Origin of the sequence: Roseateles rivi, from assembly GCF_043555845.1 — a bacterium.
In the GTDB taxonomy this organism is placed as follows: domain Bacteria; phylum Pseudomonadota; class Gammaproteobacteria; order Burkholderiales; family Burkholderiaceae_C; genus Roseateles; species Roseateles rivi.
On record NZ_JBIGHZ010000003.1, the window covers coordinates 224709 to 246860 of the forward strand.

The 22152-nt window shown below is 63.7% G+C and carries 19 protein-coding genes; 6 read left to right on the forward strand and 13 right to left on the reverse strand.

The features are described from left to right. Window positions 1–28 precede the first annotated feature (28 nt). Genes hutI through hutC form a run of 3 tightly spaced genes read right to left on the reverse strand, consistent with a single transcriptional unit; the run spans window position 29 to window position 2573 of the window. Complete coding sequence (gene hutI / locus ACG0Z6_RS08385; protein WP_394460339.1) at window positions 29–1264, reverse strand: imidazolonepropionase; 1236 nt, start codon at window positions 1262–1264, stop codon at window positions 29–31. Beyond that, window positions 1261–1857 carry a HutD/Ves family protein gene (locus ACG0Z6_RS08390; protein WP_394460341.1) on the reverse strand — a complete coding sequence of 199 codons (597 nt, stop codon included), beginning with the start codon at window positions 1855–1857 and terminating at the stop codon, window positions 1261–1263. The genes hutI and ACG0Z6_RS08390 overlap by 4 nt, the downstream gene beginning before the upstream one ends. Further along, window positions 1854–2573: a histidine utilization repressor gene (hutC, locus tag ACG0Z6_RS08395; RefSeq protein WP_394460343.1), complete on the reverse strand. Its 720-nt coding sequence runs from the start codon at window positions 2571–2573 to the stop codon at window positions 1854–1856. The genes ACG0Z6_RS08390 and hutC overlap by 4 nt, the downstream gene beginning before the upstream one ends. 71 nt (window positions 2574–2644) lie before the next feature. Here hutC and hutU point away from each other — a divergent pair, with 71 nt between their 5' ends. Genes hutU through ACG0Z6_RS08410 form a run of 3 tightly spaced genes read left to right on the forward strand, consistent with a single transcriptional unit; the run spans window position 2645 to window position 7049 of the window. Beyond that, a complete protein-coding gene (gene hutU / locus ACG0Z6_RS08400; RefSeq protein WP_394460345.1) occupies window positions 2645–4327 on the forward strand; it encodes a urocanate hydratase in 1683 nt (560 codons plus the stop codon). Window positions 4328–4357: 30 nt separating this feature from the next. After that, on the forward strand, window positions 4358–5905 hold the full coding sequence (gene hutH / locus ACG0Z6_RS08405) for a histidine ammonia-lyase (protein ID WP_394460347.1): 1548 nt from the start codon (window positions 4358–4360) through the stop codon (window positions 5903–5905). A gap of 46 nt (window positions 5906–5951) precedes the next feature. Further along, the gene (locus ACG0Z6_RS08410; protein WP_394460349.1) at window positions 5952–7049 is read left to right on the forward strand and encodes an ABC transporter substrate-binding protein; all 1098 of its coding nucleotides are present in this window, start codon (window positions 5952–5954) and stop codon (window positions 7047–7049) included. 9 nt (window positions 7050–7058) lie between these two features. On the opposite strand, the gene clsB is transcribed toward ACG0Z6_RS08410, so the two are convergent. The 10 genes from clsB to ACG0Z6_RS08460 form a co-directional block, all read right to left on the reverse strand. Next, window positions 7059–8333: a cardiolipin synthase ClsB gene (gene clsB, locus ACG0Z6_RS08415; RefSeq protein ID WP_394460351.1), complete on the reverse strand. Its 1275-nt coding sequence runs from the start codon at window positions 8331–8333 to the stop codon at window positions 7059–7061. Next, a complete protein-coding gene (locus ACG0Z6_RS08420; protein WP_394460352.1) occupies window positions 8330–9127 on the reverse strand; it encodes an endonuclease/exonuclease/phosphatase family protein in 798 nt (265 codons plus the stop codon). Before ACG0Z6_RS08420 ends, clsB begins: the two co-directional genes overlap by 4 nt. Then, window positions 9124–9621 (reverse strand): dihydroneopterin triphosphate diphosphatase, encoded by a 498-nt coding sequence (nudB, locus tag ACG0Z6_RS08425; protein WP_394460353.1) that lies wholly within the window; start codon window positions 9619–9621, stop codon window positions 9124–9126. Before nudB ends, ACG0Z6_RS08420 begins: the two co-directional genes overlap by 4 nt. A gap of 33 nt (window positions 9622–9654) precedes the next feature. After that, complete coding sequence (locus ACG0Z6_RS08430) at window positions 9655–10869, reverse strand: tetratricopeptide repeat protein (RefSeq protein WP_394460355.1); 1215 nt, start codon at window positions 10867–10869, stop codon at window positions 9655–9657. Window positions 10870–11037: 168 nt separating this feature from the next. Then, the gene (aspS, locus tag ACG0Z6_RS08435) at window positions 11038–12831 is read right to left on the reverse strand and encodes an aspartate--tRNA ligase (protein ID WP_394460357.1); all 1794 of its coding nucleotides are present in this window, start codon (window positions 12829–12831) and stop codon (window positions 11038–11040) included. A 131-nt stretch (window positions 12832–12962) separates the two neighbouring features. Then, entirely contained in the window at window positions 12963–13607 is a 645-nt protein-coding gene (locus ACG0Z6_RS08440) for a DUF502 domain-containing protein (protein ID WP_394460359.1), read from the reverse strand. 26 nt (window positions 13608–13633) lie between these two features. Next, the gene (locus ACG0Z6_RS08445) at window positions 13634–13933 is read right to left on the reverse strand and encodes an FmdB family zinc ribbon protein (RefSeq protein ID WP_394460360.1); all 300 of its coding nucleotides are present in this window, start codon (window positions 13931–13933) and stop codon (window positions 13634–13636) included. 77 nt (window positions 13934–14010) lie between these two features. Then, complete coding sequence (locus tag ACG0Z6_RS08450) at window positions 14011–15486, reverse strand: high affinity choline transporter 1 (RefSeq protein WP_394460363.1); 1476 nt, start codon at window positions 15484–15486, stop codon at window positions 14011–14013. 184 nt (window positions 15487–15670) lie between these two features. Beyond that, entirely contained in the window at window positions 15671–17221 is a 1551-nt protein-coding gene (gene ubiB, locus ACG0Z6_RS08455) for a ubiquinone biosynthesis regulatory protein kinase UbiB (RefSeq protein ID WP_394460365.1), read from the reverse strand. Further along, the gene (locus tag ACG0Z6_RS08460) at window positions 17218–17505 is read right to left on the reverse strand and encodes a hypothetical protein (RefSeq protein WP_394460367.1); all 288 of its coding nucleotides are present in this window, start codon (window positions 17503–17505) and stop codon (window positions 17218–17220) included. The genes ubiB and ACG0Z6_RS08460 overlap by 4 nt, the downstream gene beginning before the upstream one ends. A 441-nt stretch (window positions 17506–17946) precedes the next feature. On the opposite strand from ACG0Z6_RS08460, the gene ACG0Z6_RS08465 reads away from it, so the two are divergent. The 3 genes from ACG0Z6_RS08465 to ACG0Z6_RS08475 are packed head-to-tail and all read left to right on the forward strand — an operon-like array spanning window position 17947 to window position 22038. Then, window positions 17947–19341: an undecaprenyl-phosphate glucose phosphotransferase gene (locus ACG0Z6_RS08465; RefSeq protein ID WP_394460369.1), complete on the forward strand. Its 1395-nt coding sequence runs from the start codon at window positions 17947–17949 to the stop codon at window positions 19339–19341. A gap of 29 nt (window positions 19342–19370) precedes the next feature. Continuing rightward, window positions 19371–20570 carry a porin family protein gene (locus tag ACG0Z6_RS08470; RefSeq protein WP_394460371.1) on the forward strand — a complete coding sequence of 400 codons (1200 nt, stop codon included), beginning with the start codon at window positions 19371–19373 and terminating at the stop codon, window positions 20568–20570. Further along, entirely contained in the window at window positions 20548–22038 is a 1491-nt protein-coding gene (locus tag ACG0Z6_RS08475; RefSeq protein WP_394460994.1) for a mannose-1-phosphate guanylyltransferase/mannose-6-phosphate isomerase, read from the forward strand. Before ACG0Z6_RS08470 ends, ACG0Z6_RS08475 begins: the two co-directional genes overlap by 23 nt. Window positions 22039–22152 lie beyond the last annotated feature (114 nt).

Below are 22152 nucleotides of genomic sequence, written 5' to 3' on the forward strand. Positions count from 1 at the left end.
TAAGCGGCTGATGCAGGGCCAAAAATATTCAGCGCAGGCGCTGGCGCGGCTGCCCACCCAGCACGCTCAAGCGCAGCGGGTTGCGGCCAAAGTAGTAAGCCAGCTCGCGCGGGTGCTGGGCGTCCCAGATGCACAGGTCGGCGCGTTGCCCGACTTGCAGCCGCCCGCGGTCCCCCAGCCCCAGGGCTTGGGCGGCGTGTACCGTCATGCCGCGCAGCGCCTCCTCGGGCGTGAGCCTGAACAGCGTGCACGCCATATTGAGCATGAGCAGCAGCGACAGCACCGGCGAGGTGCCGGGGTTGTGGTCGGTGGAGACCGCCATGGGCACGCCCGCCTCGCGCAGCGCCGCAATGGGCGGCAGGTGCGTGTCGCGCAGAAAGTAGTAAGCGCCGGGCAGCATGACGGCCACCGTGCCACTGGCGGCCATGGCCGCAATGCCCGCTGGGCTCAGGTGCTCCAGGTGGTCGCAAGAGAGCGCGCCAAAGCTGCAGGCCAGCTCGGTACCGCCTTGGTCTGAGAGCTGCTCGGCATGGAGCTTGACCGGCAGACCCAGCGCCCGGGCGGCTTCAAACACGCGCTGTGTCTGGGCCGGGGTGAAGCCAATGCCTTCGCAAAAAGCGTCCACAGCGTCGACCAGCCCGCGCTGCTGCAGCTGCGGCATCCAGTCGCACACGGCCTGCACATAGTCGTCTTGACGGCCTTCAAACTCCGGGGGCAGTGCGTGCGCACCCAGATAGGTGGTGCGCACCGTCAAACCCAGTTCGGCGAGCTGGCGCGCCACGGTCAGGCTTTTCGCCTCGTCTTCCAGGCTCAGGCCGTAGCCAGACTTCACCTCCAGCGTGCACAGGCCTTCGTCCATCAGGGCCAGGGCGCGGGCACGCGCTTGCTCCAGCAACGTGGTTTCGCTGGCCGCGCGCGTGGCGCTGACCGAGGAGCGAATGCCACCACCGGCACGGGCAATGTCTTCGTAGCGCGCGCCTTGCAGACGCATTTCAAACTCGGTGGAGCGCTCGCCGCCATAGACCAGATGCGTGTGGCAGTCGATCAAGCCGGGCGTGACCAGGGCACCACCGAGCTCACACTCAACATGCAAATCACGCAAGAGCTCCGCGCTGCCGCCCTGCCCCAAGGCGCTTTGCGGACCCAGCCACGCGATTTGATCGCCCTCGGTGATCAGCGCGGCGTCCTCCATCAGGCCCCAGCCCTGCTGGCCTTGCAGGGTCACCAGATGCGCACCGCGCCAGAGTTGACGGGCGGTGCTCATGCGGCACCTGCAGCGGCCGGACCAGCACCTTGCGGCCACCAGCGCATCCACCAAGCCTGCGGCGCTGCGACCGCCGGTTCGCAGTGCAGCACACAGGGCTGCTCGGCGGGTGCTTCGCACCAGCTCAGGCTGCGCTCAGCCAGAGGCATGCGCCGCGCGCCATGCACCAACACGCCAGCCTGCGCCGTGAACAGGCCCATCCAGGCCGCGCCCTCAACGGCTTGCGGCTGCCCCGGCAGCGCCGGGCTCACCAGCACATGGCCCGCGCCGCGGTGGTGCATGAGGTTGAAGTCTTCGGTCACACCGTCCAGCAAGCGGCAATGCGGTGCAGCCGCGCCGTCAAAAGCATGCAGCGCATCGCCCACGCGCAGCGTCAGCGCATCCAGCGCCACACCCGCCCCGCTGAGCACGGCAAACCAGCGGTCAATGCCGGGAAAGGCCGAGAACGGCCCGTCTTTGGCGATCTCGGCCACACTCAGGCGCAGCACCCAGTCGGCGGGGTGAGGCCAAGCCAGCAGCTCGCGCGTGACACCGCCCCCATTGCGCCAAGGCGTGGGCGTGACCGCAGCCGCGGTCGATTGAGACCAACTCATGCTTGAAAGCTCCCTTGCAAAAAATAGCGCGAGCCCGGGTGCGTGAGCTTGACCCAGGTGACCGCCAGCCCGCGGCTGTAGGTGGTGCGGCGCAGCACCAGGCAGGGCTCGCTGCGCTCGATATGCAGCAGGCGCGCCTCCTGCGCGCTGGGCAAGGTGGACTCTATGCTCCAGCGTGCCTCAGACAGCGGCGCCACCTGCAGAAGATAGTGCGTGGGCGTGGTGCGCGTGAAATCCTGAGCGAGATAGTCAGGCGCGCACTGCGGATTCACCAAACGTTCTTCACACTGGATGACAACACCGTTTTCCATGTGCACGATGAGCGAATGGAACAGAGTTTGGCCCGGCGCCACGTCCAGCAAGGCTGCCTGCGCTGGGCTGGCCGCCACCGAGGTGAGGCGGTGCACGCGGGCCTCGTGGCGGTGGCCGCGCTGCTGGATTTCTTCATGCACATCGCGCACCGTCAGCGTGGCTGAGATGCGCTCGAGCTGCGCCACAAAACTGCCCACGCCCTGCACGCGCTGTACCAGGCCTTCTTGGTGCAGCTCGCGCAGCGCGCGGTTGACCGTCATGCGCGAGAGCCCAAACTCCAGCGACAGCGCTGCCTCAGAGGGCAGCAAATCCCCCGCCACCCAGTGCCCGCGCGCAATGCCCTCACGCAGATGGTTCTTGACCTTGAGGTATTGGGGTTCGGGCCCCGTTCGTGCGCGTGCCATGGGGCAATGGTAGTTGACTTTACTTGTATAGACAACTAGAGTGCGGCGCATTGAACCAAGGAGCCCTCCTCATGAGCACCCAAGCCCGCGTTGTGCGCGCGCCCACCGGCACGCAACTCAGCTGCAAGAGCTGGCTGACCGAAGCCGCCTACCGCATGATCCAAAACAATCTGGACCCTGTGGTGGCCGAGAACCCCGCCGAGCTGGTGGTGTACGGCGGCATTGGCAAGGCTGCCCGCAACTGGGAGTGCTTTGACGCCATCCTGGCCTCGCTGAAAAACCTCAACGAGGACGAAACCCTGCTGGTGCAGTCGGGCAAGCCCGTGGGCGTGTTCAAGACCCATGCTGACGCACCGCGCGTGCTGCTGGCCAACTCCAATCTGGTGCCGCACTGGGCCAACTGGGAGCACTTCAACGAGCTCGACCGCAAGGGCCTGATGATGTACGGCCAGATGACGGCCGGCAGCTGGATTTACATCGGCACGCAAGGCATTGTGCAGGGCACTTACGAGACCTTTGCCGAGGCCGGCCGCCAGCACTACGGTGGCTCGCTCGCAGGCCGCTGGGTGCTGACCGCAGGCCTGGGCGGCATGGGCGGCGCACAGCCCCTGGCCGCTACTTTTGCCGGTGCGGTGTCGCTCAACATCGAGTGCCAGCAATCGCGCATCGACTTCCGCCTCAAGACCCGCTATGTGGACGAACAGGCAGCCGACCTGGACGACGCCATCGCGCGCATCCAGAAGTACACGGCCGAGAAAAAGGCCATCTCCATCGCACTGCTGGGCAACGCGGCCGAAATCCTGCCCGAGCTGGTCAAGCGCGTGAAGGCCGGCACAGCACCCAAGCCCGACGTGGTGACCGACCAGACCTCGGCCCACGACCTCATCAACGGCTACCTGCCCGCAGGCTGGACGGTGGAGCAATGGAAGGCCGCCGCCGCTGACGCCAGCCAGCACGCCAAGCTCAAGGACGCCGCCGCACGCGGCTGCGCTGTGCACGTGCAAGCCATGCTCGACTTCCAAGCCATGGGCGTGCCCACGGTGGACTACGGCAACAACATCCGCCAAGTGGCGCTGGACCAAGGCGTGAAGAACGCCTTTGACTTCCCCGGCTTTGTGCCCGCCTATGTGCGCCCGCAGTTCTGCGAGGGCCGTGGCCCCTTCCGCTGGGTGGCACTCTCGGGCGACCCCGAGGACATCTACAAGACCGACGCCAAGATCAAAGAGCTCTTCCCCGAAGAGACCCGCGTGCACCGCTGGCTGGACATGGCACGTGAGCGCATTGCCTTCCAGGGCCTGCCCGCGCGCATCTGCTGGCTGGGTCTGGGCCAACGCCATCTGGCCGGTCTGGCCTTCAATGAAATGGTCAGGAAGGGCGAGCTGAAGGCACCCATCGTCATCGGTCGCGACCACCTGGACTGCGGCTCGGTGGCCAGCCCCAACCGCGAGACCGAAGCCATGAAGGACGGCACGGACGCCGTCTCCGACTGGCCCTTGCTCAACGCCTTGCTCAACACCGCAGGCGGCGCCACCTGGGTGAGCCTGCACCACGGCGGTGGCGTGGGCATGGGCTTCTCGCAGCACAGCGGCGTGGTCATCGTCGCCGACGGCACTGACGCTGCCGCCAAGCGCCTCGAGCGCGTGCTCTTCAACGACCCCGGCACCGGCGTGATGCGCCACGCCGACGCGGGCTACGAGATTGCCCAAAGCTGCGCCACCGCGCAGGGCCTGAATCTGCCCATGCTGGGCCGTTGATCACCACCCATTGCAGTCAAAAAGAACACCATGTCAACGATTGAAATCACCCCCGGCCAGCTCAGCCTGGAGCAACTGCGCCGCATCCGCACGGGCGGCGTGCAGCTGACCCTGCACGCCAGCGCCGCACAAGACATCGCCCGTGCTGCTGCCATCGTGCAAGCCCACGCCGCTGGCGACGAGCCGGTCTACGGCGTCAACACCGGCTTTGGCAAGCTCGCCTCCAAGCGCATCAGCAAGGAAGAGCTGGCCACGCTGCAGTTCAACCTCATCCGCTCGCACTGCGTGGGCGTGGGCGCACCCATGGCACCCACCGTGGTGCGCCTGATGCTGGCCACCAAGGCGGCCTCCCTGGCGCGTGGCTACTCGGGCGTGCGCCCGGAGGTGGTGCAGTGCATTCTGGACGCCTTCAATGCCGGCCTGGTGCCCTACATCCCCAGCCAGGGCTCGGTGGGCGCTTCGGGCGACCTCGCGCCGCTGTCGCACCTCACCCTGGCCTTGATGGGCGAAGGCGAGATGCTGGTGGACGGCCAGCGCCGCCCCGCCCTGCCGGAGCTGCAAAAGGCAGGCATCGCGCCGCTGACGCTGCAAGCCAAGGAAGGCCTGGCGCTGATCAACGGTACGCAGACCTCCACCGCCCTGGCGCTGGACGCGCTGCTGCGCTTTGAAGACGTGTACGCCAGCGCGCTGGTTTCGGGTGCGCTGAGCCTGGACGCCGCACGCGGCAGCGACGGCCCCTTCGACCCGCGCATCCACGCCGTGCGCGGTCAGCCCGGCCAGATCGAAGCCGCAGCGGTGTACCGCGCGCTGCTGGCGGGCAGTGCCATCCGCGCCTCTCACGCCGAGGGCGACGACCGCGTGCAAGACCCCTACTGCCTGCGCTGCCAGCCCCAGGTCATGGGTGCCTGCCTGGACCAGGCCCGCCATGTGCGCGAAGTGCTGCTGCGCGAAGCCAATGCCGTGACCGACAACCCGCTGGTGTTTGCCGACGCCGACGGCTCGCACACCATGATCAGCGGCGGCAACTTCCACGCCGAGCCCGTGGCCCTGGCCGCCGACGCGCTGGCCTGCGCCATTGCTGAAGTGGGCGCCATTGCCGAGCGCCGCATTGGCATGCTCATCGACGCCAGCATCTCGCGCCTGCCGCCCTTCCTGACGGAAAACGCCGGGCTCAACAGCGGCTTCATGATTGCCCACGTCACTGCCGCGGCCCTGGCCAGCGAGAACAAGAGCTTGGCCCACCCCGCCAGCGTGGACAGCCTGCCCACCAGCGCCAACCAAGAAGACCATGTCTCCATGGCCACCTTCGCGGCACGCCGCCTGGCGCAGATGCTGGACAACACGGCCCACATCATCGGCATTGAGCTGCTGGCAGCGGCTCAGGGCATTGAGTTCCTGCGCCCGCTGGCCAGCTCGGCGGCACTGGAAGCTGCCCACGCCCTGGTGCGTCGCGACTGTCCGCCCATGCCCACTGACCACTACCTGGCACCCAGCATCGAGCGCGCCAGCGCCCTGGTGCACAGCGGCACGGTGGCCCGCCTGGCGGCACAACACGCGGGCTTCAGAACTTTGGGTTGAGAAGCTGCGCTGGCCCTGAACGCCTGCCCACTGCACAATCCGGGCCATGCGCGCATTGCTCTTGCTCCTGGTGCTGCTGGGCTTGCCCTCCTGGGTCTGGGCGCAGCATGTGGTGTTCATCAACCCGGGGCACAGCGACGAGCCCTTTTGGGTGACGGCTGGCCAGGCCATGCAGGCCGCAGCGCATTCCTTGGACATGCGCTTTGAGCAGCAGTTTGCGGAGCGCGACCCGCAGCGCGCGCTCGCACTGGCCAGGGCCCTGACCCAACGCCCTGCCGATCAGCGCCCCGACTATGTGGTGCTGACCAATGAAAAAGGCGTACTGCTACCCAGCGCGACGCTGTTGGATCAAGCCGGCATCAAAAGCTTCGCTGCCTTCAACGGTTTGCTGCATCAAGAGCACCGCCGCTACCAGGTTCGAAAAAATCCGCCGCTGCTGTTGGGCAGTCTCGAACCCGATGCCTCCGCTGCGGGCTACCACAGTGCCCAGGCGCTCATTGCCAAAGCAAAAAAATTACCTCGACGCGGCAAGCTCAGGCTGCTGGCCGTGGCGGGCGACCGCTCCACCCCCAGCTCGCTGGCACGCACCGAGGGCATGCGCAAAGCCTTGGATGAACACCCGGAGGTTGAGCTCGAGCGTGTGGTCTTTGCCGATTGGCGCACAGACCTCGCTCAAACCCAGGTGCATGAGTTGCTGGCTCATGGTCAACGCTATCAAGCCATCTGGAGCGCCAATGATTTGATGGGTTTGGGCGCGGTCGCTGCGCTGCGCCAGCACGGCCTGCAGCCCGGGCGTGACGCCTTGATTTCCTCCATCAATGCCTCGGACACCGCCATGGAAGCGCTGACAGACGGGCGCTTTGCAGTGCTCTACGGCGGCCACTTTCTGACTGGGGCCTGCGCCTTGGTGCTGCTGTACGACCATCACCATGGCCGGGACTTTGCCATTTTGGGCTTGGAGCAGGTCAAGCCCCTGTTTTCCGAGATTGATATAGGGCTGGCGCGCACCGTGCTGGCCCAGCGCCATCAGCGGGGCCTGGTGCTGGACATGCGCCGCTACAGCCGCCACCTGCACCCCTCACTGCCTGGCTACACCTTCGACGGCCGGGCGCTCATGCTCAACCACAGCAACACCGCACCGTAAGCCGCGCCGCTAATAGCGCCCGGTGGCACCCGCCACACGCAAATACACGTAAGCCGCCCAAGCCACCAAAGCGCGCCGCCCCGCACCGCGCAGCCCGCGTGTCGGCGCCTGCTCGATTCGGCGGGACTGGCTCTGCGCCATGTCAAATTCGCGGTGCACTTGCTGGGCAAAGTCGGCGTCGTCCACCGCCACATTGGCTTCCAGGTTCAAGAGCAGGGACAGGGGGTCGATGTTGGAGCTGCCCACCGTGGCCCAGCAGCCATCCACCGCGCACACTTTGGCGTGCAAGAAGGCGGGCGTGTATTCGTAAATCTGCACTCCCTGCCCCAGCAACTCCTCATACAAGGCCTGAGCAGCCAGCGCCGCAATGCGGTAGTCCACTTTGCCTTGCAACAACAGGCGCACGCGCACGCCGCGCCGCGCCGCGTTGATGAGCGCTTGGCGAATGCGCTGGCCGGGGTAGAAATACGGCGAGATCAGATCCACACGGTGCTGCGCTTGCTCGATGGCATGCACGTACAAGCGCTCAATGGCACGGCGGCGGCGGAAGTTGTCGCGCAGCACAAAGGCGGCAAACACTGGGTCCTGGGGCAAGTCGGTGCTGGGCACATTGGCTTGGCCAGGCATGCGGGCATAGGCCAGCAGGCGCTGCGCACGCGCCACCGGAGAAGCTGAGCGCAAGAGTGCGCCCAACTCTTCGCGCGCATCCCTTCCCAGCCAAGCCCGTGTCCAGACCGCGCGCGCGCACTGGGCAATCTCAGCCACGATGCTGCCCTGCACACGCACCGCAAAATCCAGACGCGGCTGCGGGCTGCGCCCGTGGTGCAAATCAATGTGGTCGTCGATGAGGTTGATGCCGCCCACAAAGCCCAGCTCAGCATCGACCACGCACAGCTTTTGGTGCAGGCGCCGCAGCTGCCCGGGTTGCAACCAGCGCCACCAGCGGTCCATAGGGCGAAACACCGCCAACTCCACACCGCTACCCTGCAGCTGCTCGCGCAGCCACGCCAGGCTGGCCTTGCTGCCAAAGCCGTCCACCACGACTCTCACCCGCACGCCGCGCCCGGCGGCATGGCGCAGTGCGGCCACCGTCTGCGCGCCAGCTTCGTCGTTGTGAAAGATATAGGTGGCCAGCCAGACCTCATGCTGGGCCTGGGCTATGGCCTCGTTCTGCTCAGGAAACAGCGCCAACCCGCCACGCAGCAAGCCCACACGGTGGCCACCGACGTAGCGAGCCGGGCTGCGCGGTGGCTGGGGCTGGCGCAGTGGGAACCAAGGGCTCATGGCGCTAGCGTCAAATCTGCCAACAGTGGCAGGTGGTCAGACATGCGCGCCCAGGCCGAGCCGCGTGCCACTTGCATGCCCACACAGCGCAGGCCACGCAGGTACACACGGTCCAACGCCAAGAGCGGCATGCGCGAAGGGAATGTCGGCATGCGACGCGGCCCTTGCGGTGGCACAGCGCGACGCAGGCCACACTCCAGCATGGGGGCATCCAGGCGCTCGCCCCAGTCGTTGAAGTCCCCCGCCACCAAGAGCAAATCCTGCGGCGGAATGTGGGCATCAATGTATTGACCCAAACGCTTCACCTGGCGCACACGGCTGCCATGCATCAGTCCGAGATGCGTCACGATCGCGTGCAGCCTCAAACCCTCCCACTGCAGCGGCACATGCAAGAGCCCGCGTTGCTCGAAGCGGTGGTCCGACACATCATGGTGCCCAATCTCACCGCCAAAAGGGTAGCGCGACAAGAGCGCATTGCCATGCTCGCCCTCACGCGTCACGGCGTTGGTGCGGTAGGCCGAGTAATAGCCCTCGGGCGCAAGAAAGTCGGCTTGCCCTTGCTGCGGCCAGCCAAACCAGGTGTTGTCGAACTGCCTGGCATGACCATGGTGGAAGTGCCGCACCTCTTGCAGAAACACCAAGTCGGCGTTGAGGGCCGCAACGCCCTGCTCCAGGTTGTGAATCTCCAGGCGTTGGGCCGGGCCCAGGCCACGTACACCTTTGTGGATGTTGTAGGTCGCCACGCGCAGGCGTGGAGCGCCTTGCTCAGGCTGTGGGTTGGCCATGCGTTTCATGGGTGGGCGGCATCCGGCTGTGCACGGCCATACATGGCGGGCAAGTGCAGGATGGCTTCAGCGTTGGAGGGCGAAAAGCAGCGGTCTGCCGCGTCACGCCAGGGCAGCCACATCTGCTGCAGATGCTCGCGCGGGGCCAGGCGCACCGGCAGGGCTACGGGCACACACAGGCCAAACACACTTTCGGTATTGCGCGTCACGCCGGGCGCGTAACGGTGGCGCCAAATGGGGTAGATGTCGTACTCGTTGCACAGGCCCCAGTCGCGCAACGCGCCTGCGGGCAAAGCCGCAGCGTCTATGCCAGTTTCCTCCAGCACCTCGCGCCTGGCGGCGGCCTCGGTGGACTCTTCGAGGCTGTCTAAGGAGCCCGTCACGCTCTGCCAAAAACCGGGCTTGTCGGCCCGCTCTAACAACAGCACATCCCACTGCGGCGTGTGAATCACCACCAACACCGATCGAGGAACTTTATAGGTTGGCACAGCAGCTTGGGACATGCTTGGAAGCATATCCCACAGCGCATAGGCCTCTCAGAATACGGGTGTTGCCCCTTGGCGTGATTCGACCCAGCGCTGCAGTTGCTGGCTGTGCGCCAACAAGCGCTGCAGTGCCAGCTCACTGGGCGCTTGCCCCTGGCGCTGCTGGGCCAGCAATTGCGCCAAGCCATCACCCAAGGCTTGGGCCAGCTGGGCCGGATCGGTGTCGCGCACGGCCTGCTCGGCAGGCCCCGCGCCCGCGTCCATGGGCTGGGGGCGCGGCGGCGAGAAGCGCACCAAAGCCTGCAAGCGCTGGCGCAGCCAGGAGTGACCCAGGCTGGCCTCCAGCTGGCGTTGTTGCTCATGGTGGTGGTAGGCCGGGCCCAGCTGACCTTGCACATTGGCCCAGTGGCTGAGCCGCTCGTGCACCGCTGCTTGCAGGCTGCGCGACTGCAGCTGCTGGGCCAGCACCAATGCAGCTTGTGCCGCGGCTGTGGCTGCGTCGGGCGCCAGCAATTGCGCGTCCAGCAAATGACACTGCACCTCCAGCCAACGGTAATGGCATTGACGCGCCAGGTGCAAGGCGCGGGCGTTGATGCGCTGCGCCTGCACCAAGTCGCCCAGCTCGCGCAGGCAGCGTGCGCGCTGCCATTGCAGCTCGGCTGAGTAGTCGCGGTGCCCGAGTTTGCGCAGCACGGGCTCGGCTTGCTCCAGCACCAGCAGCGCCGCCACGGGCCCTTCGGTGCTCAAGCAAGCCACCGCACGGTTGAGTGCCACTTTGGCGCTCAGGTACAAGTCCTGCGCCAGCCGTGGGTAGGCCTGCTCGGCCAAATCCAACTGCTGCCCGCCTCTGGCCCACTCGCCCAGCGCATAGCAGGAATGCGCCAAACCAATGCGCGCCTGGCAGGCACAGCGCGAGGCCGGGTCGGCCCACTGCAAAGACTCCAGCCAGTGCTCACAAGCCTGCTCGTAATCGCCATTTTGGTAATGCAAGCGGCCCTGAGCCTCGGCCAGCTCGGCGGCTTCGGCATGGTCGTTTCGTGCCAAAGCTTCGGTGCGCGACTGCTGCAGCTGCGTCTGCAACTCCGCCGCCCGCCCCCAGCGCTCCAACACAAACACCGTGCCCAGCAACGCCAGGCGTGCCAGTCTGGGGTCCGGCGCCTCCATGCCCTGACGCAGCAAGGGCAACATCAAGCCCGGGTGCCGCATGGTCAGTCGCTCCCAGCGCGCCAACATGTCGCCAGACAAATTCTTGGGCAATACAGTCATGGCGCAGCGGACTCCCTCGGTACAGATATCAGTGTTTGATGAGCATAGCCCGCGAGTGCCGCATGCTGCCTCAGGCGCCACCCACACGAATCAGGGGGTCAATGAAAAAAGGCAGCTCACGCTGCCTTCTTGATGAGCCCCAGATGGGCGCGAAAACAGGCCGCTGAATCAACCCGCCGCTGCGGCAGCGTTGCGCAAGCGAATGTGCAACTCGCGCAATTGCTTCTCGTCCACGTTGGACGGCGCGCCGGTGAGCAAGCACTGTGCGCGCTGTGTCTTGGGGAAAGCGATCACATCGCGGATGGACTCGGCCTTGGTCATCAGCGTCACCAGACGGTCCAGGCCAAAGGCCAGGCCGCCGTGCGGAGGCGCACCGTACTGCAGGGCATCCAGCAAGAAGCCGAACTTCACGCGCTGCTCGTCGGCGCTGATGTTGAGCGCCTCGAACACCTTGGCCTGCACATCGGCGCGGTGGATACGCACCGAGCCGCCGCCCAGCTCCCAGCCGTTGAGCACCATGTCGTAGGCCTTGGCCACGCAGGCGCCAGGGTCGGTGCCCATCAAGTCCTCATGCCCGTCCTTGGGTGCCGTGAAGGGGTGATGCACAGCGTTCCAGCGCTTGCCTTCGTCGTCGTATTCGAACATCGGGAAGTCCACCACCCACAGCGGTGCCCAACGGTCTTCGAACAGGCCACGCGCCTTGCCGAACTCGCTGTGACCAACCTTCAGGCGCAGTGCGCCGATGGCGTCGTTCACCACCTTGGCCTTGTCGGCGCCGAAGAAGATCAGGTCGCCGTCGGCTGCGCCCGTGCGCTTGAGCACTTCTTCAATCGCCTTGTCGTGCAGGTTCTTGACGATGGGCGACTGCAGACCTTCGCGGCCCTTGGCCAGCTCGTTGACCTTGATCCAGGCCAGACCCTTGGCGCCGTAGATCTTGACGAACTCGGTGTAGCTGTCGATCTCGCCACGGCTCATCTCGCCGCCGCCAGGCACGCGCAGCGCCACCACACGACCACCAGGCGTGGTGGCTGGGGTGGAGAAGACCTTGAAGTCCACATCGCCCATGACGTCGGTCAGCTCGGTGAACTCCAGCTTCACGCGCAGGTCTGGCTTGTCCGAGCCAAAGCGGTGCATGGCTTCGGCGTACTGCATCACCGGGTACTGACCCAGATCCACGCCCAGCGCCTTTTGGAAGACGTGGCGGATCATGCCTTCAAACATCGAGCGGATTTCGTGCTCGGTCAGGAAGGAGGTTTCGATATCGATCTGCGTGAACTCGGGCTGGCGGTCAGCGCGCAGGTCTTCGTCGCGGAAGCACTTGGTGATTTGGTAATAGCGGTCAAAGCCCGCGACCATCAGCAGCTGCTTGAAGAGCTGGGGCGACTGCGGCAGCGCGAAGAACATGCCGTCGTGAACGCGGCTGGGCACCAGGTAGTCGCGCGCGCCTTCTGGCGTGCTCTTGGTGAGCATGGGCGTTTCGATGTCGACAAAACCGTGCTCGTCCAGGTACTTGCGGCACTCCATGGCCACGCGGTAGCGCAGCATGAGGTTGTTCTGCATGTAGGGACGGCGCAGGTCCAGCACACGGTGCGTGAGGCGCGTGGTCTCGGAGAGGTTCTCGTCGTCCAGTTGGAAGGGAGGCGTAACGCTGGCGTTGAGCACTTCGAGCTCATGGCACAGCACCTCGATCTTGCCGCTGACGAGGTTGGCGTTTTCAGTACCAGCCGGGCGCGCGCGCACCTTGCCCACCACCTTGACGCAGAACTCATTGCGCACGACTTCGGCGGTCTTGAACATCTCGGGGCGGTCCGGGTCGCAGACGATTTGCACCAGGCCTTCGCGATCGCGCAGGTCGATGAAGATCACACCGCCGTGGTCACGGCGACGATGGGCCCAGCCCATCAAAGTCACGGTCTGGTCGAGCAGCTTTTCGCTGACTTGGCCGGCATAGCAGGTACGCATGGAAGTTCTCCGAATTCTTGATGTCAGTTTGGGGCGGCGACAGCGCCGCGGCAGCAGGTTCTGTGTGGCACTGGTGGGGCTGGTTTGTGACCCCATTACGGACTGAGCGCTTGCCGAGGCGCCCAATCCTGTCAATTTCGAGCTGCGCCGGCTTTCTCGGGCGGCGCCACCACGCCCATGGAGATGATGTACTTGAGCGCCTCATCCACGCTCATGTCCAGCGGGCGCAAGGAGGCGCGCGGCATCATCAGGAAAAAGCCTGAGGTGGGGTTGGGGGTGGTGGGCACGTAGAGGCTGACGGCATCGCTCACGCCCTGCTGCCCCAGCTGCTCGGCCACCTCACCACCGGGCTTGCCCGTCACAAAGGCAATCGTCCAGGAGTTGGCATGCGGGTACGGCACCAGCACCGCCTCGCGAAAGGCATTGCCGCTGCTGGAAAACAAGGTGTCCGACACCTGTTTGACCGAGCTGTAAATGCTCTTGACGATGGGAATTTTGTGCAGCAGCGCGTCCCACTGACGCAACCACCATTGGCCAAAGATATTGGCCACAAACATGCCCGTCAGGAGCATGCCCACCACCAGGGCCATGATGCCCAGCCCCGGCACCGACTTGAGCTCCTGAAAGAAGCCCGCCCCCGCCGGAAACAGCACCGCTGCTGCCCCGAGCAAGGAATGAAACACGCCATTGAGCAGCCCCAGCACCCACTGCAACACCCACACGGTGATGGCCAGAGGCAACCAGACCAGCAGCCCGGTGATGATGTACTTTCTCATGCGTTCGGCTGCTCCAAGCGTGCGCGTCAATGACAGGCGCAGGAGCCGCCGCAAGGCGTACTGCTGGCCGCGGCGCTGTCTGTGCTGGTTTCTTGGGCCGCAGGCGCGGCGGCAGTAGCGGCACCCGAAGCGGCTGCCGTGGCACCACCGCGAAAGTCCGTGGCATACCAGCCCGAGCCCTTGAGCTGGAAGCCCGCTGCCGTCACTTGCTTGCTGAAGGTCTCGGCGCCACAGGCCGGGCAGGTGCTGAGAGGTGAATCAGACAGCTTTTGCAGCACATCTTTGGCGTGACCGCAGGAGCCACAGCGGTAAGCATAGATCGGCATGGTCTCTAGAGCTTTCGAAGGAGAACTGGAAATTATAGGGGTCAGCCCCAGTGCAGCAGCGCCGGGGCCGTGGGTTTTCAGTGCGAACCGATGGACCCCGACTCGTTAAGGTGGCGCGAATGCTCATGGCGGTTCTTGAGGTATTGCGGCGCCAAAGACCCCAGCACCATGCCCACCAAAGCAGCAATCAAGCCCGCCAGCTGCCCGGGGAAATGGTCGCCCCAGGAGGTGAGTTGCGGCATGAACAGCACCCAAGTACCGATGCCCAGGGCCAGCGAGGCAATCGCGCCCTGCGTAGAAGCACGCTTCCAATAGAGACCCAGCACCAGAGGCACAAACGCCCCAACCAACGTGACCTGATAGGCGCCTGAGACCAGCTCATAAATCGGCGTGCCTCTCATGGCAATGGCATAGGCCAGCACCAGGGCCGCGAACACCACAATGGTCCAGCGCATGGCCAGGAGCTGTTCGCGGTCCTTCATGCCAGGGCGCAGGTTCTTCAGGATGTTCTCGACAAAGCTGGTCGAGGGCGCCAGCAGCGTGGCCGACGAGGTGCTCTTGATGGCCGACAACAGCGCACCGAAGAACAGAATCTGCATCAAAAGCGGCATCTGTGACAGCACAAAGGTCGGCAGCAGCTTTTGGTAGTCCTCACGCGCAATGTCCATGGCCTGCTGCCCCATCACCACCACAGCACTGGCCACGATGAACATGGGCACGAAGGCAAACAGGATGTAGCTCACACCACCGATGACCGCGCCGCGACGCGCCGTCTTTTCGTCCTTGGCCGACATCACGCGCTGGAACACGTCCTGCTGCGGAATGCTGCCCAGCATCATGGTGATGGCCGCACCGATGAACATGGCCACTTCGGTAAAACCCGGTTCCGGCAAAAAGCGCCAGAGGTCTTGCTGCTCGGCCACGGCCAACACCTTGTCCGCGCCACCGGCCAAATTGGCCGAAAAGATCGCAATCGTGGACAGACCCAGCACCAGCACGATCATCTGGATGAAGTCGGTCCAGGCCACCGCCAAAAAGCCGCCCACCACCACGTAAATCAGCACCGCCAGGGTGCCGACAATCATGCCCATTTCCACCGACATGGCGCCGTTGGTCAGCACCGAGAACACCAAGCCCAAGGCGGTGATCTGCGCGGCCACCCAGCCCAGATAGCTCAGGATGATGGCGCAAGAGCAAAACACCTCCACGCCACGGCCATAGCGCTCGCGGAAGAAGTCGCCAATGGTCAGCAGGTTGAGACGGTAGAGCTTGGTGGCGAAGAACAAACCCACCAACACCAAGCACATGCCCGCGCCGAAGGGGTCTTCCACCACAGCACCCAAGCCACCTTGAATGAACTTGGCGGGGATGCCCATCACGGTCTCTGCGCCAAACCACGTTGCAAATGTGGTCGTGATCACCATGATCAGCGGCAGGCTGCGCCCGGCAATGGCGAAGTCGCTGGTGTTTTTGATCCGGGTACCGGCCCAAACCCCCAGGGCCAAAGTCCCCACGAGGTACAGCGCAACAAAGACGATCAGCGTGGTGTTCATGTCAGGACATGCGTGAAACTCGGTTGGCCAAGCCGGGGCAGGCCAAGCAAAAAACAATCCCCAGCTCAAAGGGCTGGGGCATGGAGGCGCGAATTATCGAACACGATGCCCCGCTCAGACGCCCCGGGCAGGCCCTAGCTTCGGGGCGTCACCCCGGCCGCGCTGCACCACGGCCCGCGCGAGCTCAGTGCAGAGGCCAGCGCTGCCACAGCTGCAGCAGCACGGCACCCAACACAAACCCCAGCGCCCCAAACAGCAACGCCTGCAAGAGCGTATTGGTCCGGCGTTGTTCAGCCAATATGGCCAGCAAAGGCTGTTGCTGAGACTGGCGTTGCGCCAGCGCGTCATGCCACAAGCGCGGCAGCTCTGGCAACAGGTGCGCGTAACGCGGCGCTTCTTTGCGCAGCTGCCGCAACAAGGCGCGCCAGCCCACTTGCTCGTTCATCCAACGCTCCAGGAAAGGCTTGGCCGTGGCCCACAAATCCAGCTCCGGATCGAGCTGACGCCCCAACCCTTCGACGTTGAGCAAGGTCTTTTGCAGCAGAACGAGTTGAGGCTGAATTTCAACATTGAAGCGGCGCGAAATCTGAAAGAGCCGCATCAACACCTGCCCTAGCGAAATGTCTTTGAGCGGCCGGTCGAAGTGCGGCTCGCAGACCGTGCGCACTGCCCCTTCAAGCTCGTCCACCCGCGTCCCCGCAGGCACCCAGCCAGACTCGATGTGCAGCTCCGCCACGCGTTTGTAGTCGCGGCGGAAAAAGGCAATGAAGTTCTGCGCCAAGTAGTCTTTGTCGACTTCCGTGAGCGTGCCGATGATGCCGAAATCCAGCGCGATATAGCGCCCAAAAGTCTGCGGCGCCAAGCTCACCTGGATGTTGCCCGGGTGCATGTCGGCATGGAAAAAGCCATCGCGGAAGACTTGGGTGAAAAAAATGGTCACGCCATCGCGTGCCAGCTTTTTGATGTCGACACCGGCTTCGCGCAGCTGCTGAATCTGGGAAATCGGCACGCCGCGCATGCGCTCCATGACGATGACGGAGCTGGTGCAAAAGTCCCACACCATCTCGGGCACCATCACCAAATCCAGACCCTGCATATTGCGCCGCAGCTGGGCGGCGTTGGCGGCCTCACGCACCAAGTCCAGCTCGTCGTGCAAATAGGTATCGAACTCGGCCACAACCTCACGCGGCTTGAGGCGCCGGCCATCGCTCGACCAGCGATCCACCCAGCGCGCCAAGCGGTGCAACAGCGCCAAGTCGTCCTCGATCACATCCAGCATGCCCGGACGCAGCACCTTCACAGCCACCTCGCGCCCATCGTGCAAGGTCGCAAAATGCACTTGCGCGATTGAAGCGCTGGCCACAGGTTCAGCCTCGAACTGCGAAAACATCGCCTCGATCGGCTTACCCAAGGCTTGCTCGATCAGCTGGCGCGACTGTGCCGCCGCAAACGGGGGAACTGCGTCTTGCAATTTGACCAATTCGCCCAGCATGTCCGAGGGCACCAGATCGTGCCGCGTGGACAGCAGCTGGCCGAACTTCACAAAGATGGGCCCCAAGTGCTCCAGCGCCAATCGCAGACGGACGCCACGCGGCTGGCTCCAGCGGCGCCCCGCTGAGCTCACGCCGCGCAAGGCTTGAAACCGCCGCCGCTTAAAGGCCGACAGCGCCAAATCAACCAAGCCAAAGCGCCACAGCGTCCAAAGAATGACGCCCAGACGAAGCCACTGCCTCATAGCGAGGAGACCCCAGCGCGCCAGGACGATACAGCGTGCGTCAACTGCCCCATGGCTGAAACCGCAGCACGGGCCAGACCGGTGAGGTGTTGTGCCGCAACCGGCCCGACCACTGCAGCCAAGTCTTCCGCGACATCCCACCGAACGTTCTGAGCCAGCCAGCTCACATCAGCCGCGAACGCAGCCTCGCCGCTGACTTGCACCTCAGGATGTCCGCCGGACATCACCTGCAGCGCCAACTGCAAAGGCTGCGGGGCCTGTATCCACACCTGCAAACTGGCCACCGGCGACGCCTCCAACCGCTCCCACAATCCTGCAGGTGTGACCACCAAGTACAGGTGCGGAGGCTGAGGCAGCCAGCTGGGCCAATCTTGCACCCCAACGCTCAGCGCTTTGCCAACATGAGGAAGCAAACGCTGCATAGCCACGGGCTCACGGCTCAACACATGGTTGAGCAACAGCACCAGCCTATCCTGCATTGCGGGGGTGATTTGATGGAACCAATTTTGCAACATCGGGTCATTTTAGGCGCGGCAAGCATTCAAGCACGGCATGTCAAGCGCCAGAATGCATGTTTGTCGGCGAACAAACAGCGCCTGGGGCCCGCCAAGCACGGGCGTCATGGTTTTGCCCCAGAATTACCCGTTTTGCCAGCGTGGACTCTAGCCACATGGCTCGTTTGTCGTGACGAAGAATTTCGACGAAGGACCCCAAGGACCCCATAGATGTTCGAGGATCGCAATTACAAAAGAATTTTCTATAACGCCCCACAGTCCATCCAATCCTTTGTGGCGGCGATGCTGGAGCCCAGCCTCATCGTGCTGTGCTACCTCGCGGTCAATGCGTGGTTTGCAGAGCCCGTCTTGCGCTCGACCTACACCCTGTGTCTGCTGGTTTTTGCACTGACCTTCCCTGGGCGCAACCGCTTCCTGGACCATCCAGCTAGCGCCGTGATCGACGTCATTGGGTCATGGATCACCCTTCTGACCATTCTTGGCATGTTTGGATTTGCCACCAGCAGCTTGCATTACTTCGACCCGCAAATTTTGCTGTGGTGGGGAATCATTACTCCCCTCACACAAATCACCGCAGTCGAAATTGGGCGACAAATTCTCAGGAACAATGCCTCGAAGTCAGAAAACAGACGCAGCGCTGTAATTGTCGGCGCCGGCGCTCTGGGCGTCAAAGTTGCCAACGCGCTGACAGGATCAAGAATTCTCAACATCCAGTTTCTTGGATATTTCGACGACCGCAACGATGAGCGCCTGCACCGCGACGCGGTCGGGCGCGTGATAGCCCCACTCAACCAGCTTAGTGAATTCGTTCGCAACAACAGTGTTCGCGAGGTTTACATCACACTGCCACTGGGCACACAGCCTCGAATTGTTCAATTGCTTGAACAACTTCAGGGCACGACAGCTTCCCTATTTTTCGTTCCCGACGTCTTTGGAATCAGCATCATTCAGGGTCGCCTCCAAGACCTCAATGGCGTGCCTGTTGTCGGCATTTGCGAGACCCCATTCACCGGCACGAATGAGCTGGTCAAGCGCATCAGCGATATTGTCTTGTCATCATTGATACTCATCCTGATTTCCCCCATCATGGCCATACTGGCGATTGGGGTCAAACTTAGCTCGCCTGGTCCAGTAATTTTCAAACAAAGGCGCAATGGCTTGGATGGCGAAGAAATCATCGTCTACAAGTTCCGCTCAATGAGGGCCATGGACAACGGTCCGGTGGTGAAACAAGCCACCAAAGACGACCCGCGTATCACCAAGTTCGGTGCCTTTATTCGTCGCAGCTCTTTGGACGAACTGCCGCAGTTCATCAACGTCCTGCAAGGCCGCATGAGCATCGTGGGCCCTAGGCCGCACGCAGTGGCCCACAACGAGGAATACCGCAAGCTCATCAAGGCCTACATGGTGCGCCACAAAGTCAAGCCCGGAATCACGGGATGGGCCCAAGTCAACGGCCTTCGCGGCGAGACAGATACCATTGAAAAAATGAAGGCCAGAGTGGAATACGACCTGGAGTACCTGCGCAATTGGTCTTTAGGTCTTGATTTGCAGATCATCATGCGCACCATTCGTTTGATGGTGTTCGATCGTCACGCCTACTAACCCGCACACACCCACCCAATTCGACGCCCATGAAAACTTCCGCTTCGATCACAGCAAAAACTTCCTTGCTCGGACTGGCACTGATCAGCCTGACACCCGCCGTCGCGGTGGCCGAGACAAGCCCTTACTATCTAGGCGCCTCCCTGGGCGCCTACCGCTCCACCAACGTCTTTAGAGAAAGCAACACATCAGGTTCTGACACGATTGTTGTTGCCTCACTGCTTGCCGGTCTGGACCAACGCCTGGGCCGCCAACGGCTATATGGCGACACATCCGTGTCGACCAATCGTTATTCGTCCAATTCCCTTTTGAACAACCTGGGGTACTCTCTCAAAGGAGGCCTTGATTGGGAAACCGCCGGAAAGCTATCAGGCACCTTGTACGCCGATGCACAACGAAACCTCGCCGACTACAACACAGGCACCAACATCCAGATTCGCAGCAAGAACTTGGAAGAAAATCGGCAATTTGGTTTGAGGGTCCGGTATGGCCTTGAAGGGCCTTACAGCATTGAAGGCGACGCCAATTCCCGCGCACGACGTTACAGCGCCAAAGAATACGACCCGCTGGAGTACGACCAAACTGCCTACTCCCTGGGGCTTTACTACACGCCGAGCCCAATTTGGCGCTTTGGTGTTTCGGCGCGCCTGACGGACGGCAGCTTTTTCAATGGCCCAAGCCCCTACGATTACAAGCGCCGGGACATAGATTTCTCGACAAACTGGGTACCCTCTGGAGCCAGCAGTTTGGATCTGCGCATCAGTCCCACACGCGAGACACGCAGCAGCGGCGCCGGAAGCAGCTTTTCAGGCTTGACTGGAGCACTGGCCTGGACCTGGCGCCCCACTGGCAAGTTGGGTTTCCAGACCCGAGTGGCCCGCGACACGGGTAGCCAGACCTACTACGCCGGCATTCCATCGGCCTCTTCCGCCTTGTCCAACAATGTGGGCACATCTTTGGCAAGCCAACTCAGCTACCAGCTGACGGGAAAAGTGTCGCTTGACGCCAACGTGAGCTACACCACGACATCCAGCACCCTGGACACGCCGTTTGGGCGCATTGACGGCGACGATCGCTACACCGGCTGGGGCTTTGGTGTTCGCTGGGAAGTGGTGCGCTGGCTCAGCGCGGGCTGCACATACAGTCAATCCAAGCGCAACTCCAACGTAACGGCCTACTCGTACACCGCGGGCACCTATGGCTGCTATGCCCAGGGCATGCTGCGCTGAGCATTGGGTAATCAGAACAGGTCGTCTTGTGACAAGCATTACCGTACTCCCCGTCATCCTCGCAGGCGGCAGCGGCACGCGGCTGTGGCCGCTGTCGCGCGCGGGCTACCCCAAGCAGTTTCTGGTCCTGGCTGGCAACAGCAGCTTGTTCCAGCAAGCGGCGCAGCGCCTGGCGGGCCTGGGTGCAGCGGACATCGCCGTCGCCCCAGCCTTGGTGGTGGGCAATGAGGAGCACCGCTTCATGGTGCTGGACCAGCTGCGCGAAACCGCTCTGCCCCTGGGCCAGGTGCTGCTTGAGCCCCTGGGGCGCAACACCGCACCCGCCCTGACGCTGGCTGCACTGCAAGCCCGCGCTCAGGGCGAGGACCCGGTGCTGGTGGTCACCCCGGCTGACCAGACTGTGCGCGACGAGGCCGCCTTCAGCGCCTCGGTGCAAGCTGCGATTCGCCAGGCCGCTGACGGCGCCATCGTGATTCTGGGCATCAAGCCCGATCGGCCCGAGACCGGCTATGGCTACATCAAGAGCGAGGCCGACGCCCGCGGTCGCCAGGTGCTGGCCTTCGTCGAGAAGCCCGACGCCGCCACTGCGCAGCAATACTTGGAAAGCGGCGCCTACAGCTGGAACAGCGGCATGTTTGTGCTGCGCGCCAGCACTTGGCTCAAGGCACTGGCGCAGTTCCGCCCAGACATCAGCCAAGCCTGCGCCAAAGCCTTTGACGCACGCAACACCGACGCCAGCTTTGTGCGCCCGGACAAAGCCCTGTTCGCGCAGATTCCAGCCGAGTCCGTGGACTACGCTGTGATGGAGCACTGCCCCGGCAGCGCCTTTGCGCTGCGCATGGTGGAGCTCAACGCCGGCTGGAGCGACCTTGGCGCCTGGGAAGCCGTGTGGGAGGTGGCCGAGAAAGACGCGGAAGGCAACGCCCAGCGCGGCGACGCGCTCATCCGCGACAGCCGCAACACCCTGGTGCACGCCACCAGCCGCTTGGTAGCCGCTGTGGGCTTGGACCACATCGTGGTGGTCGAGACCCCCGACGCCGTGCTGGTGGCCGACCGCAGCAAGAGCCAGGATGTCAAACACATCGTGGCCGAGCTCAGCAAGCGCCAGCGCGGCGAGCACCACCTGCACCGCAAGGTGCACCGCCCCTGGGGCTGGTACGACAGCATCGACATGGGCGAGCGCTTCCAGGTCAAGCGCATCATGGTCAAGCCCGGCGCGTCCTTGAGCCTGCAGATGCACCACCACCGCGCCGAGCACTGGGTGGTGGTCTCCGGCACGGCCGAAGTGGTCAACGGCGACAAGACCATTTTGCTGGGCGAAAATCAAAGCACCTACATCCCGCTGGGCCAGGTGCACCGTCTCTCCAACCCCGGCAAAGTGCCGCTGGAGATCATCGAGGTGCAGTCCGGCTCCTACCTCGGCGAGGACGACATCGTCCGCTTCGAAGACAGCTACGGGCGCGGCTGAACAAGCCAGCGCGCCCTGCGCTGGCTGAACCGCGGCAGATGCAGGCCCTGCGCGGTTCCCATCTCTTTTGCCATGCTCAACGTCACCACTTCCCCAAGCTCATCGCCCTCCCCC